Raw genomic sequence first — 14,945 nt, forward strand, 5'->3', positions numbered from 1 at the left:
GACTTCCTTCTTGCATTCAGGCAGCGAAATAAATAGCATGACAGCAGGTTTTTTGGGTTTGGAATAAGTCAGTGTTTAGAGTATTAGTAATCATATCCCTGTTAGTTTTACCACTTAGCAGTGTTGCTCAAAGCAGCACTAATTATATTTCTGATGATGTCTACATCTTCATTCATGGTGGTCCGGGCAATCAATACCGTATTTTAGGTAGCATTGAAGCGGGTCAACCTGTCACTAATCTCGGCGTGACACAAGGTGACTACACCCAAGTCGTCGATCATAAAGATCGTGAAGGCTGGATTAAGAATGAGTTTTTATCATTTGAACCAAGTTTCAGAGAGCAAATCCCTGCATTAACCAGTGAGTTAGAAAGTACCAAGCAAGAATTAGCTAATATCACTAATAGCAGTTCAAATATGTCTGATGAGTTGCGTCAAGCTAAAGCACAAGTGGCTGAGTTAGAGTCTGCACTGACTCAAGCGCAGCAGCAGCGCGATACAGCTGAAGCAAGAGCCGAATCAGCCATTGATAATCAGCGTTACCATATGTGGCAGCAAGGCGGTATGATTGCCGGCATCGGCGTATTGATTGGTATTATTTTAGTGTACCTCCCTCGCCCTCGTCGCAAGCAAAGTAATCGTTGGATGTAGGCTTATCTATATAAATAATAGATTCGTAGCAACCTTAACGCGAAGCTTCATCTTGAATATGTGATTTTACAAAGCCAGTTTTGATAACTGGCTTTTTTATTGCTCGACTTAACACTGCTTGTCGATATCTGTTTCCTTAAACCATTAACCATTAACCATTAACCAATAACCTAGAATGTGAGAACAACATTAAGCGTCTATATCACATTTCAATTCGTGTGATAAAACTCATTTATCAGACAATGCTGACAGGTTGGGACTTTACTTAGCCTATTATAATCACTGCTCTGATCTCATCCATATTGTTACATTTTTGATCCCATTCTTTAGTCTAAATCTGCGCTGAAACTCAGACAGAGCAAGGTTTTTAGTCTAAGTTAAAATACGCAGTTCTCACTGTGCGGAAAAGGCTGTTCAAGATCACATTTTCAGGTATACTTTGCGCTGCTTAATCGTACATTGTATACAAAATAAAATACGCAAAAATACGATACGAAATACCATCCACACTGACCAAGATGGAAGTAACTAATATGTTCAAAGCAAGTGAAGTACTAGCAGGTCGTTACGATAACGCCACTCTCGACGAGCTATTTAATGCCATTACCGACAATTACATTGTTGATGAAGAGCAATATTTAACTGAGTTGGTCAAACTCATTCCCTCTTCTGACGAAGAAATCTCACAAGTTACCCAACATGCCCATGATTTGGTGAACAAGGTTCGCCAATATGAGAAAAAAGGCTTAATGGTTGGTATTGACGCATTCCTACAGCAGTACAGCCTAGAAACCTCAGAAGGCATTATCTTAATGTGTTTGGCTGAAGCCTTATTGCGGATCCCTGATGCTGAAACTGCTGATGCCCTCATTGAAGATAAACTGTCTGGCGCAAAATGGGATGAGCACCTAAACAAAAGTGGTTCTGTTTTGGTTAACGCCTCAACATGGGGACTGATGCTAACAGGTAAGATCGTCAAGCTTGATAAAAAAGTCGATGGTAAACCGAGTAACCTACTTAACCGTCTCGTCAATAAAATGGGTGAACCGGTTATCCGTCAAGCCATGCTGGCTGCCATGGTCATTATGGGTAAACAATTCGTGCTCGGGCGCGATGTAAAAGAAGCCCTTAAAAACAGTACCGCCAAGCGCAAAATGGGTTATACCCACAGCTATGACATGTTAGGTGAAGCGGCGTTAACTGCAAAAGATGCTGAAAAATACTTCGGCGATTACAGTAATGCAATCGCTGATCTCGGTGCGCAAACCTATGATGAAGCAGAAGCGCCTCGCCCAACAATTTCAATTAAGCTTTCTGCCCTGCACCCACGTTATGAAGTGGCCAATGAAGATCGCGTCTTGAGTGAACTGTATGGCTCAGTGGTTAAACTTATCCAACAAGCCCGCGAGCTCAATATCGGCATTTCTATCGATGCTGAAGAAATGGACCGCCTTGAGCTATCCCTGCAACTCTTTAAGAAGTTATACCAATCCGAAGCAGCTAAAGGCTGGGGGTTATTAGGTATCGTCGTGCAAGCTTACTCAAAGCGTGCACTGCCTGTGCTGTGTTGGTTAAACCAACTCGCTAAAGAACAAGGTGATGAGATCCCACTTCGCCTAGTAAAAGGTGCTTACTGGGACAGCGAGCTTAAATGGGCACAACAAGCTGGCGAAGGCGGTTACCCACTTTATACCCGTAAAGCCGGTACTGACGCATCCTATTTAGCTTGTGCAAGATTCCTACTTTCAGATGCAACTGTGGGTAATATTTACCCTCAATTTGCCACGCACAACGCGCAAACTGTTGCCAGCATTACCGCTATGGGCAACGACCGTATTTATGAGTTCCAGCGTTTACATGGCATGGGTGAAGAACTGTATGACACCATGCTAGCTGAAGCAGGCGCTAAGTCTGTACGTATTTATGCCCCAATTGGTGCGCATAAAGACTTACTACCTTACCTAGTGCGTCGCTTGTTAGAGAACGGGGCAAACACATCCTTTGTTCACAAACTTGTTGACCCAAAAACCCCCATTGAATCACTCGTGGTACACCCACTAACCACCTTGAGTAAATTCCGTACTCTTGCCAACCAAAAGATCGTTCAACCTGATGACATTTTCGGGGATGAGCGCAAAAACTCTAAAGGCATGAACATGAATATTATTTCTGAATCAAAACCCTTCTTTGCATCGCTTAAACAGTTTGATGATACACAATGGCAAGCAGGCCCATTGGTAAACGGTGAGACATTAACAGGCGAGGTACAGCAAGTACTGAGCCCTTATGATACTACCAAGCAAGTTGGTCGAGTCGCCTTTGCCGATGCAGCAGCGATAGAGCTGGCACTGTCTTCAGCACAGCAAGCTTTCCCTAGCTGGAATCGCACACCGGTTGAAGAGCGCGCCCAAGCATTAAATAAGCTAGCAGACTTATTGGAACAAAATCGTGCAGAACTGATTGCGCTATGTACTCGTGAAGCGGGCAAGAGCATTCAAGACGGTATTGATGAAGTGCGCGAGGCGGTGGATTTCTGTCGTTACTATGCGGTACAAGCACAAAAAATGATGGCGAAGCCTGAATTAATGCCTGGCCCAACGGGTGAGCTTAATCAGTTATTCGTTGAAGGTCGTGGCATTTTTGTGTGTATCAGCCCTTGGAATTTCCCACTAGCCATTTTCTTAGGTCAGGTGACAGCGGCTCTGGCTGCAGGTAATAGTGTTATTGCTAAACCTGCAGAGCAAACATGTTTAGTTGGGTACCGCGCAGTACAGCTAGCCCATGAAGCCGGCATTCCAGCAGAAGTATTACAATTCTTACCAGGTACTGGCGCCACTGTCGGTGCAAAAATAACTGCAGATGAACGCATTGGTGGTGTTTGTTTCACAGGCTCAACCGGCACTGCAAAGTTAATTAACCGTACCTTAGCTAACCGAGAAGGTGCGATTATTCCATTGATTGCAGAAACCGGTGGCCAAAACGCTATGGTAGTGGATTCAACTTCACAACCCGAGCAAGTGGTACAAGACATTGTCGACTCATCATTTACCAGCGCAGGACAGCGTTGCTCAGCATTACGTGTATTGTATGTGCAAGAAGATGTTGCAGAGCGTGTGCTTGATGTCATGCAAGGTGCGATGGATGAACTCAGCATTGGCGATCCATCTCTGGTGAAAACCGATGTTGGCCCAGTAATTGATGCAACGGCTCAGGCTAATTTGAATGCTCATATTGATCATATCAGTCAGGTAGGCAAGTTAATTAAACAAGTTCAGCTACCACAAGGTACTGAAAATGGGTACTTTGTAGCACCCACTGCAGTTGAAATAGATTCGATTAAAGTCCTTGCAAAAGAGCACTTTGGCCCAATCCTGCACGTGATCCGCTATAAGGCGTCTGAGCTTGCCCATGTGGTTGATGAAATCAACAGCACAGGTTTTGGATTAACGCTTGGGATCCACAGCCGTAATGAAGGTCATGCGCTTAATCTGGCTGATCAAGTGGACGTTGGTAACGTCTATATTAACCGTAACCAGATTGGTGCTGTGGTAGGTGTTCAACCATTTGGTGGCCAAGGTTTGTCAGGAACGGGCCCGAAAGCCGGTGGTCCACACTACCTAACCCGCTTTGTGACAGAGAAAACACGCACCAACAACATTACCGCAATTGGTGGTAATGCTACCTTGTTATCATTAGGTGATGCCGAAGATTAATAGGTTTCAGTCATGGCTTATTGAGCTGATGACATAAACAAGTAATAGATAAAGTCCGTAACTAAGGTTACGGACTTTTTTTACCCATAGATGAGTACGATTCAAACGACATTAAGCAACAAGAAGTACACATCATCATTTTGTTCGATACCTTTTGGTTATAGATGCTAGTCAACAGCCCCCCCAAAGCATTGAAAAAAAACATTAATCTAGCAGTACTATTCTTGTTATAGAATAATCATTTTGTGAATAATTACTCACATTATCACAAAAACCTTGTTAACATTGTGGGCTTATTCACCCTAATTGAGAAAAATTAATTGAAGTATTGGGTAATCGCTATCATTTGGCTCATTAGCTTTGTTGCCGAAGCTAATGATTTTAGAATTGTGACAGTCAATGAGGCACCAGCCAACTATATCAATGGGCAAGGAAAAATCGATGGCTATGTCACTGATGTAGTACAAGCCTTACAGCAAATTATCGGTGATGAAACCGTCATTGAGGTGATGCCAGAGGCAAGAGCTCTGTATACAGCAAAAGCACAAAATAACGTGTTGCTATATAGCTTCTCCAAAACTGACCAGCGTAATAAGAATTATCACTTTATTCAAAAGGTGTTGTCCAAACCTTGGTTTATTTTTACTCACAGAGACAGCAATTTACGCATCGGATCCCTTGAGGCATTACACCAATTGGAGTCCATAGGTGTTGTGATAGGTGATATCAGAGCCATCTGGCTAGAACAACAAGGTTTTCAAAACTTGCAGTATTCAGTGACCCATGAGCAAAATCTCAAAATGCTTCAAGCGGGTCGTGTTTCAGCCATTGCATCAGAACAACTTGCTGTGTCAATCGTTGCCATGGATTTAGGTTTTGAACCGGATGAGTTCTCCTCTCAATACCAATTTGAACAGTCAGATGTATACATAATGATGTCTCAAGCTTGCGACGATATACTAGTCGCACAATGGCGAGATGCCGCTAAACAGCTAGTAGAAAGTGGTGAGTTGCTGCAAATCGCCCTTCAATGGCAGTACCGAATTCAACATCAATATGGGCTATACGTCGACCTGATCGATGACATACTCCACTTTTAGTACTGCTCAATACGACGGTAACTAAGCCCATTCAAGCGCAATTGTTTGACACATAGCTTAAGATATTTAAGCCTCATCATGGCAAACGCTGTAACTCACAGATGCAAGTAAGTAACTATATGTTCAGGCATAGTGCCTAAAATCACTTTGATGTAGCGCATGCAAAAAGACTAACCCGAGGTGTTAAACCCAATGTGACCATTGCTATACACCCTCACACTTTACCTAAACCGCTTATTGATTCGGGCAGCGTGTTGATCTCATGCTTAAGTTTGGCGCCATGGGGAACTTCTGGCTCGTTGAAGCACTTGTGCGCAACCAGCTAGGCATTGCCAGTGAATGACAGATAGAGCGGATAATAGAGCAATCTCAAAATGAGGCTGAATGATAAGGACTAGCGCTCATTAGCTAGCCCTTAACTCAGTCCCCCTAAACCTTAAAACGCGATACTAACTGGCTTAGATTATTAGATAGCTCGAAGATCTCAGTGGCAAGTTGCTCACTGGTTTGCGCGACCGTACTGGCAGAGTTTGTCTGTTCATTAAGCTCAAATAGATTTTGACTAATTTCGTCTGACACCTTGGTTTGCTCTTGCGTTGCCTGAGCCGTTTGGGTCGACATCTCGTTAACTCTACCTGAAGACTGCTGTAAGTTTTTAAACACTTCACTCGCCTGCTCAAAGCTAAGCATAGTGGCGTCAGCCTCTTCCTTACCTGAACTAATCACGCTCGCAGAAAAATTAACATTGGTTTGCAACTGCTCGATCATGCCTTGAATATGGTCAGTACTTTCTTGAGTTCGGGTTGCTAAAGTACGCACTTCGTCTGCCACCACGGCAAAGCCGCGACCTTGCTCACCTGCGCGTGCAGCCTCAATAGCAGCGTTTAAAGCCAGCAAGTTGGTTTGCTCAGCAATCGAGCGAATAACATCCAGTACCGAGGCAATATCTTCTGAGCTTTTTTGCAGATCTTTCGAACTGATAAGCGCTTTATCCATTTGCTTTGACAGCGCGGCAATACTGCTGCTTGAATCACCGACCACTTTAATACCGGTAATCGCCATTTCAGTAGAAGTAACCGCTTCATCCGCAGATATGGTGGCAATATCCGCCATCTCTTTACTTGACGCACTCATCTCATGCACGGCGCTAACAATCGTTTCAGATGCGCTATTAAGGGTGTCATTAATGGTTTTGGTTTTGACCGCTGAGTCAGACAATACATGGGTCAGAGATTTAAGCTCTTCAGACTGACTCAAAATCGCTTTAATAAGCTCATTTAGGTTTGCAACAAAACGGTTAAACTCGGTGCCTAACTCGCCAAACTCGTCTTTAGATTTAATGTCAACGCGAGCGGTTAAATCACCGTCGCCATCAGCAATATCTGCAATCTGATCGGTGAGAAAACGAATTTGCGAGGTCAAATTTTTCGGTACGACGTAGCTAAACCAAATAGAAATACCCGCCACAATCACAATAATGACAAAAGCGATACCCTGAAATGTACTGACATCTTCTGCAAGTTGTTGCTGTAGTGCTTGCGATTTAAGCTCTGCGGCTTCACCCGCCTGATCAAGCACATCACGAAGCGCATCAAAATTGCTGTCAGCTTGCTGCTGCAATGCACTAGTATCTTCACCCGCTCGCGCTGCTGTCACTAGCTTATCTGATGCTGACTTCCAATTAGCAAAGGTGCTGTCAAACTGATCAAAGCGTCCTACTAAGTCTTGATAGTCACTCAAGCGGCGCTTGTATTCTAAAAAGCGGTCTGTCACTTGTTTGGCGTTTTCCGCTCTTTCTTGTTCATTAGCATCGCGATTGCCAATGCCAGTAACGATATATGTTTGTGCCATCGCCGCTTGGTATAAATCACGGTCAGCATTCAGCACTAACGACACGGCTTTAAGTAATTTCTCAGATTGGGCTTCAAGGGTTTGTGATTGCATTCGTATCAAGGCTGATGCGGTAAAAATAGCAATGATGAGAGTAAACCCTAATAGAATGATGGGGATACTGCTTTTGACTCTAATACTTTGAAGATTCATAGGCCACCTAACTGTAAAATTGGACATTCGTAACGATGCTGTAGCGTTCGCGACCCAATCCTTTGTAAACACGATGGCAGTAAAGTTTAGTTGGCGGTTAAAGCAACTTTTGTTTTAAACGCCGCGCCATAGCAAAATCAAACTTGTTACTACATCCATATTAAACAAAGGATTTTGATTTGCTTGCTAGTTCTAATCTACTGTTATTAACCAATAAATCCATAGATCTTGTTATCAATTTGCAACCGAGATGTGAACGGCGTATAACTGGTACACAACCAGAGTATAGTTGCTCATGAAAATTTGTTAGGAATGAAGCAGGCTTAATTAACTAACTGGCTGTTTTAACCCAAGCCTTAACTGTAGCTTGCGACACACAAAGGCAGACAGCCCAATGCCAATGGCATCAAACAACAAATCAGCTAAATCAAATGTACGAGTAGCGATAAAGGCTTGCGAGACTTCTTCAACAATGACAAACAAACTTACTACTATTGCGCCGAGAAATACTTGTTTGCCAAATAAAGTAAGGCGATAGAAACGACTAGCAATAGTCACTATGCAAGATAAACTGCCAAAAATCGCAAAGTGCCCCAGTTTATCGCCATAGGGAATACTCGCGACTAAGCTGAATATCCAAAGCTCTTCCCCTTTGTTGGCCTGTGAGATAACCCAAGCTATCAACCCCATCATCCCAGCGGTAAGCACCCATACTATCTTTGTAAACACAAAAACTCCCTTTAACTTTGCTCACTTAACTTCAATCTGCTGTTAACTTAAACGAGCCTAGCTTATCCCTGTGTTACACCAGTTAAAAGTTAATAAAACTTCACCAAAGTCACACTATTGCAGCATTAACGCTAACAACATGTAAAAAAGCAAAAAGAAGCAGAGAAGTCTAGACGTCTAGATTGACAGTGTTATTTAGATCTCCTAAGCTGGCTCCACTTGCTATCATGTGATAACAATATTAGTGACTGAAGATATAAGCCAAACAAATGGCTATCAACAATAAGAGAGAGAATACTTTTGACCCAGCCAACCAATAACCAAGCGGCAACAGCTGCAATTAGTCCAGCGTCATTTATTGCGTTGCTACCTTTATTTGTATTCTTAGCCCTATTTATTGGCGTGGGTTTGTATTACCAAAGCCAGGGCGTTGATTACGCGTTTTATCAATTACCGAGTGTGATTGCGATTCTTCCAGCCATTGTTTTAGCGCTATTAATTTCAAAACAAAAACTCAATAACGCTATCGAGACCTTCATTGCTGGTATTGGCCACAGCAACATCATTGCAATGTGTTTAATTTACTTGCTTGCAGGAGCTTTCGCTTCGGTAGCAAAAGCTACTGGCGGTGTCGATGCTACGGTTGCAATGGGGTTATCTTTCATTCCATCTAACCTTTTACTACCAGGTTTCTTTATCATTGCAGCCTTTATTGCCACTGCAATGGGAACTTCAATGGGTACCATTGCTGCGGTTGCCCCTGTCGCACTGGGTGTTGCAGACCAAGCACAAATTGATTACGCCTTAATGGCTGGTGCAGTTATGTCAGGTGCATTATTTGGTGATAACTTATCGATTATTTCTGACACGACCATTGCTTCAACCCGTACCCAGGGTTGTGAAATGAAAGACAAGTTCCGTGAAAATATTATCTTCGCGATCCCTGCTGCACTATTAACACTGGTAGCCTTCACCTTTGCTGGCCAAGGCCAAGCAGAAATCGCTAGCCAAGAATACAGTTTCATTAGTGTGCTGCCATATCTCACTATTCTATTTTTAGCTGTCGCGGGTCTAAACGTATTTGTGGTATTAAGTGTGGGGATTGTGCTTGCGGGCTTAACCGGTCTTGCAACCTCTGACTATGCCGTTGTGACTTTCGGCCAAGACATTTATGCCGGTTTCACTAACATGCAAGAAATCTTCATCCTGTCTATGTTAGTTGGTGGCTTAGCAGCCCTGATGCAGCAACAAGGCGGTCTAGCATTTGTCAGCAACAAGATTGAAGCCTTAATTGCACGGTTCTCAAAAGCTAAGGGCGAAGCATCTAGTCGCGCTGCAGAATTAGGTATGGCAGGTATTGTGGCGGCAACTAACACTTGTGTGGCTAACAACACGGTATCAATTGTCGTCAGTGGCGGTATTGCTAAAGACTTAGCGCAGAAAAATGATGTAGAGCCAAAACGTGCAGCCAGTATCCTCGATATCTTTGCTTGTATTATCCAGGGTCTTATCCCGCACGGTGCACAAGCCTTATTACTAGCATCAACCTTCGCAATCAGCCCATTAGCTGCTGTGTCATATGCTTGGTACTGTATGTTATTAGCCTTAGTGGCTGTGGCAATCGTTACTTTTCGTAAACGCTAATCAAAACCCGTTAGTTTACCTATAGCCCCAACAAGTGTTGGGGCTTTTACTTTGTGCCATATAAAGTTACTATTTAACAAAATGCTCACATAAGAATAAGAATAAATTGCCAAGGTCACACCCCAACTTCGACTTACATTTAGTGATTGTCTTTATGTCGCTAATTGCAGCAGCAATATGCGCTGTTGGCGTGGGTAGTGCTTTGTTTATGGAGGCTGACAGTATTAGCCTGCAAGCCTTAAGTATCCGTCCTGATACCCTAGGTAATTATCTCACCTCGTCATTCGCAATTGTGTTTAACCTCTCTTTATTGGCAGCAGGCTTTTGTGTCATGTTGGCCATGATCAGCGTTTTCTTTGCCTTCCAAGATTTACTTAGCCGATACCTTGCTATGACAGGTTTCATTATGGGTGTATCCATTCTATTGATGGGTATTTTTCCAATACACTTTCTCGATATGCACCGTAAAATCTCAACCGTCTATCTACTCGCATCTTCATTGCTGCATGTTTTGTCATTGATCAGCCATACTCGTGCGCAAAATAACTTGAGTATTGCAGTGTTAATACTCTCGATTTTAGGCGTGACTTGTACCGCGATTTTGATGTTGCAATTAGACTGGTCAATCTTGGATTTCCCACCGTGTGATCATGCTGACAACAGCCCATGTTTTGTTGCTTTAAACATGTGGGCGCTGACTCAAATCAATATCGCTTGGTGTGTTTTACTCAGCTTAGGTGTTCGTAAACTGATAAAAGCGCAGCAATATAGCGTTATGCATTCTCAATACGCTAATTTATAATTGCAGCTATCTTTTCTCGGATAGAACTGAATATGCCTGAGTATCGACTGGCTCATTATCTTGCACTTTGCGGTGTAGCTTCACGAAAAAACGCGTCTCAATTAATCACCCAAAAACGTGTATTGATCAATGATGAACTAGCAAACCACACCCATAAAGTCGACACATCTGCATTGCCACAACTTAAAGTCGATGGCCAATTCGTTCCACCTATGGAAGCTAAGCAATACTGGATTTATCACAAGCCTGTTGGCATAGATTGCAATCTCAACCCTGAAAAGCCCAGCAGCCTGATACATCACTTACCCCAAACAGGCCGTATATTTCCCGTGGGGAGGCTGGATAAAGACTCGCGGGGACTATTACTGTTAACCAATGATGGTGATTTCTTGCAGCAATTAATGCACCCACAGCACCACTACCCTAAAACCTATTTAGTCGAAGTCGACAAACCGATTACGGAGCAATTTGTTGCAACGATGGCCAATGGTGTGCGTTACAAAGATGTACTGACTCGCCCTTGTGAAGTCAGCGCAGTTAGCGATAAACACTTTCAGATCCGCCTCACTCAAGGGATGAATCGGCAAATTAGAAGAATGGCTAAAGCATTAGGGTTTCGCGTGGTTGATTTATGCCGCTGCGCCATTGGTGACCTTAGTTTTAGTGATGTAACTGAAGGGCAAATGCGACCACTGAGCCATCAAGAGTACATTGCTTTATTGCCAACGATCCAACCAATCACCGAGTAACCCCATTAACCTAGGCGCACCGAGCGCCAACGCTAGAAAAAGTGCTGTTGGAGTTTGTATTTTTACAATAGTCTGTTGGTGGCTCAGCACAAATATCATGTCTAGTTTCAGTCTATAGATACAAAATTGAATATTGCATTGGCATACTTAACAGGAATTTATATGCGACTTTTATACGTTTTAGACCCCATGTGCAGTTGGTGCTATGCCTTTCAACCCGAGTTAGAGGCATTATTAGCCGCTCACCCGACAGCAAACATTGAATGGATAATGGGTGGTTTAGCACCTGATAGCCAACACCCCATGGACGATAGCCTTAAGCAAACTATTGCCTCCTATTGGCATCAGATAGAAAGCAAAACGCAAGTCAGCTTTAATCACGATTTCTGGCATCTCAATACGCCTTATCGTTCAACTTATCCCGCTTGTCGTGCAGTCATCTCTGCGGAGCAACTGTTGCCTAACAGCGCTCAAATAATGGTAAAGGCAATACAGTCAGTCTATTACTTAGATGCTAAAAACCCCTCTTTAGAAGCAACACTGATTAACTGCGCTAACGCGATAGGGTTAGATGAAAATCAATTTGTTGAAGTGTTTAAATCTGATGAAACTGAGCAGCATTTGCAACAACATTTGCAGCTTACTCGCCAATTGCAGGTGAGAGGATTCCCAGCCTTATTCTATATCGATGAGGAAAATCGCGCCCACCCTGTTGCAATGGGCTTTAGTCAATTTGCTGATTTAGAACGTAACTTACGATTAGTCAGTCAAAGTAAGCGCTAGCCATTCCTATAGAGATAAACGTTTATCACTGAGGTTCATTGAATAACTCGGCAAAGCGCCAACGAAGCGTGCCTAAAGCACTGCCCAGAAAATTTAAGTAAAGAATCCACCTTCTGAAGAAGGTAGCTTTGTATTAGCCCCCTAAAAGGGGGGCGTTTCAGTTATTTTGTAGCCTCAGTAGCATCTATGAGTAATGATATTTAAAGCCGTTGAAAACATGGATGTTTTCGTCGAGCCCACAGGGATGTGCTTGCTGCGTGCTTTAAATATCATTGCATAGCTGAATCAACCTCAAGCTGGCATGCCATACAAACAAAGATACAGGCAAACCCTAATTGATGATAACCACCTACTGAAGTAGGTGGTTTAGGGCTGAAAACAAAAATGCCAGCAAGCTTGCTGGCATTTTTGCACTCTAACGTTAACTTAATACACCATCAGTTAATGCACGATTTCCATTTCTTCAAGTAAGTTATCTGCGTTATCTAGGTACTTCATTACCCATAACATGTAACGGCTATCAACTTGAATAGAACGGTTAGTTTGCGGATCGTAGCCCCAATCACCAATGATACTTTCATACACACCATCAAACAGCAGTCCCACCAGTTCGGCACGACCATTTAAGGTAGGCGAACCTGAGTTACCACCTGTGGTATCCAGTGTAGAAAGGAAGTTCACCGGTACAGAGTCAATTGATTTCATATAAAAATCGCCGTATTGCTTTTGCTTAATCAGCTCTAATTGCTTGGCGGGTGCATCAAACGGATCTTCACCCGTGTCTTTTGCCACAATACCTTCAAGGCGTGTAAATGGTACAGCCACTAATCCATCTTGAGGTGAGTAGCCAGTCACATTACCAATCGAAACACGTAGGCTTGAGTTAGCATCAGCATAAACAGGCTTACCTTGCTCACGGTTATAGGCAATGATGGCGTCCATGAACTGTGGACGGACTTTCATTAAGTCACCCGCGAGTTCTTTTGCTTGCTTCTCACGCTTCATACGCTCGTCATAAGTACTGACAGCTAACTTGATAAATGGATCTTTCGATTTTTTGAAGTCTGCAACCGACTTATCCATCCAAGCTAAACGGGTGTCATTGTCACCTAACTTGGTCTTGGCGTACATTTTGTCTAATGTTTTCTCAAGCTTTGCTGCATCAAACTTTTTACCAATGCCAAAGGCTTTATCAAAGTCAGCTAAACGCTCACTTGCTGGCAATGCTGCATAACGCTTTAGTAAATCAAGCAACATGGCTTTATCAACACTAGCGGCATAACGTCTATCGATACGCTCCATGCTTGATTTAAAGCGTGTCATATCACGATCTTGATAACCGGGTTCACGGGCCATATCGTCTAAGGTTTTCTCATTAGCAAGACGGTACAAACGCGTCGCTGTGCTTAGCATGCTTGAATAACCCATGTAGCTCAGTAACAAGTCACGTTCTTGGCCTTGCTGATCTTTTTCAATTAAACGATCTAACTCAGCTAATGTTTTGCCGTATTTAGATTTGCGCTTGCTGTCAGCTTCAATCCATTTAGCAAGGTTTTGCTCAAGGGCTTTACGGTCATCCAACATGGTAGATTTACCGTAGAACTCAATCATTGAAGTGAAGTTTTTCGCATAGTTAGCTAAGCCCGCGATAGCACTTTCATACTTAATGCGCTCGTCGCTGCCTTCAGGGGCTGTCGTCTTGATGATATCAATCAAGGTTTCACGTAGCACTTTCCCTTCAGGGTAAGCCCACTCAAACTGGTTTTGCACTTCATTTGCCGTACGGTAGCGGTTAGTGCGCCCTGGATAACCCGTTACCATCACGAAATCACCGTCACTCACGCCTTTAGCAGAGACTTTTAAGAAGCTTTTTGGCTCATAAGGTACGTTATCCTCACTGAAATCAGCTGGCTTACCATCTTTACCTACGTAGGCGCGATAGAAAGCATAGTCGCCAGTGTGTCGTGGCCACATCCAGTTATCGATATCACCACCATACTTACCTACGCTACCCGCAGGGTTATAGGCTAAGCGAACATCACGGATTTCCATTTGCTTAATAAGGTAGTACTCAAGACCGCCATGGAAGCTATACACTTTACAACGGTAGCCATCTTCAGCTTCGCACTCAGCGACTAAGGCTTTTTCTTTTTGTTCAATACCTTTATAAAAGTCGTTACCTACTTTGCCCATTTGACCGTCTTTAACTTTATCAGTCACATCGGTCACAGACTCAGTCACAAAAATACGTGAACCTGGTGTGGCAGGTAATTCATCAGCATAGGTTTTAGCTAAGAAACCATCTTTAAGTAGATTTTTCTCAGGGGTAGAGTTGTATTGAATTGAGCCATAAGCACAGTGATGATTGGTTACCACTAAGCCTTTAGGTGAGACAAATGACGCAGTACAACCACCAAGGCTGATCACGGCATTCATTGGAAATTCAGTTAATTTCGAAATTGATTTAGCATCAATTTCCAAACCTTTTGCTTTTAGTTCATCCGCCATCGCAGGTAGCTGATGAGGCTGCCACATACCTTCGTCGGCATGAGCACCAAAGCTTGCAGCAATTGCTGCAGTCAGAAGCCATTTTTTCATAGTGTAAAATCCATTTAAGCCGTTGCGGCTCTTTTTTGTAATAGTGACAAGGATGTCATTGTGTTAAACCAATATGGTAACTGGTCCGTCGTTAACCGATTTTGCTTGCAAAATCTTCGACGCCAAAAATAAAA

General features: G+C 43.2%; 10 protein-coding genes. 7 read left to right on the top strand and 3 right to left on the bottom strand.

The window, feature by feature from the left end; all coding sequences use genetic code 11:
• Positions 1-71 precede the first annotated feature (71 nt).
• The 3 genes from ACHUGF_RS12070 to ACHUGF_RS12080 all read left to right on the top strand — a co-directional run bounded on the left by ACHUGF_RS12070 (position 72) and on the right by ACHUGF_RS12080 (position 5,463).
• Positions 72-650 carry a TIGR04211 family SH3 domain-containing protein gene (locus ACHUGF_RS12070; protein WP_394131500.1) on the top strand — a complete coding sequence of 193 codons (579 nt, stop codon included), beginning with the start codon at positions 72-74 and terminating at the stop codon, positions 648-650.
• A 518-nt stretch (positions 651-1,168) separates the two neighbouring features.
• Positions 1,169-4,363, top strand: a complete 3,195-nt coding sequence (gene putA / locus ACHUGF_RS12075) for a bifunctional proline dehydrogenase/L-glutamate gamma-semialdehyde dehydrogenase PutA (RefSeq protein WP_394131502.1) — start codon at positions 1,169-1,171, stop codon at positions 4,361-4,363.
• A gap of 320 nt (positions 4,364-4,683) precedes the next feature.
• The gene (locus ACHUGF_RS12080) at positions 4,684-5,463 is read left to right on the top strand and encodes a substrate-binding periplasmic protein (RefSeq protein WP_394131504.1); all 780 of its coding nucleotides are present in this window, start codon (positions 4,684-4,686) and stop codon (positions 5,461-5,463) included.
• A gap of 429 nt (positions 5,464-5,892) precedes the next feature.
• Here ACHUGF_RS12080 and ACHUGF_RS12085 read toward each other — a convergent pair whose 3' ends face one another.
• Positions 5,893-7,506 carry a methyl-accepting chemotaxis protein gene (locus ACHUGF_RS12085; RefSeq protein ID WP_394131506.1) on the bottom strand — a complete coding sequence of 538 codons (1,614 nt, stop codon included), beginning with the start codon at positions 7,504-7,506 and terminating at the stop codon, positions 5,893-5,895.
• A gap of 327 nt (positions 7,507-7,833) precedes the next feature.
• Entirely contained in the window at positions 7,834-8,235 is a 402-nt protein-coding gene (locus ACHUGF_RS12090; protein ID WP_394131508.1) for a VanZ family protein, read from the bottom strand.
• A 300-nt stretch (positions 8,236-8,535) separates the two neighbouring features.
• Between ACHUGF_RS12090 and ACHUGF_RS12095 the strand changes: the two genes are divergently transcribed.
• The 4 genes from ACHUGF_RS12095 (at position 8,536) to ACHUGF_RS12110 (ending at position 12,213) form a co-directional block, all read left to right on the top strand.
• A complete protein-coding gene (locus ACHUGF_RS12095) occupies positions 8,536-9,879 on the top strand; it encodes a Na+/H+ antiporter NhaC family protein (RefSeq protein WP_394131510.1) in 1,344 nt (447 codons plus the stop codon).
• 154 nt (positions 9,880-10,033) lie between these two features.
• A complete protein-coding gene (locus ACHUGF_RS12100; protein WP_394131511.1) occupies positions 10,034-10,681 on the top strand; it encodes a hypothetical protein in 648 nt (215 codons plus the stop codon).
• A 32-nt stretch (positions 10,682-10,713) separates the two neighbouring features.
• Positions 10,714-11,430, top strand: coding sequence for a pseudouridine synthase (locus ACHUGF_RS12105; RefSeq protein WP_394131513.1), 717 nt, complete (start codon positions 10,714-10,716; stop codon positions 11,428-11,430).
• A 162-nt stretch (positions 11,431-11,592) separates the two neighbouring features.
• Complete coding sequence (locus tag ACHUGF_RS12110; protein WP_394131514.1) at positions 11,593-12,213, top strand: DsbA family protein; 621 nt, start codon at positions 11,593-11,595, stop codon at positions 12,211-12,213.
• 441 nt (positions 12,214-12,654) lie between these two features.
• On the opposite strand, the gene ACHUGF_RS12115 is transcribed toward ACHUGF_RS12110, so the two are convergent.
• Positions 12,655-14,811: a S46 family peptidase gene (locus ACHUGF_RS12115; RefSeq protein WP_394131516.1), complete on the bottom strand. Its 2,157-nt coding sequence runs from the start codon at positions 14,809-14,811 to the stop codon at positions 12,655-12,657.
• Positions 14,812-14,945: the final 134 nt, after the last annotated feature.

The sequence above is a fragment of the Shewanella maritima genome, from assembly GCF_043643735.1.
GTDB lineage: Bacteria > Pseudomonadota > Gammaproteobacteria > Enterobacterales > Shewanellaceae > Shewanella > Shewanella maritima_A.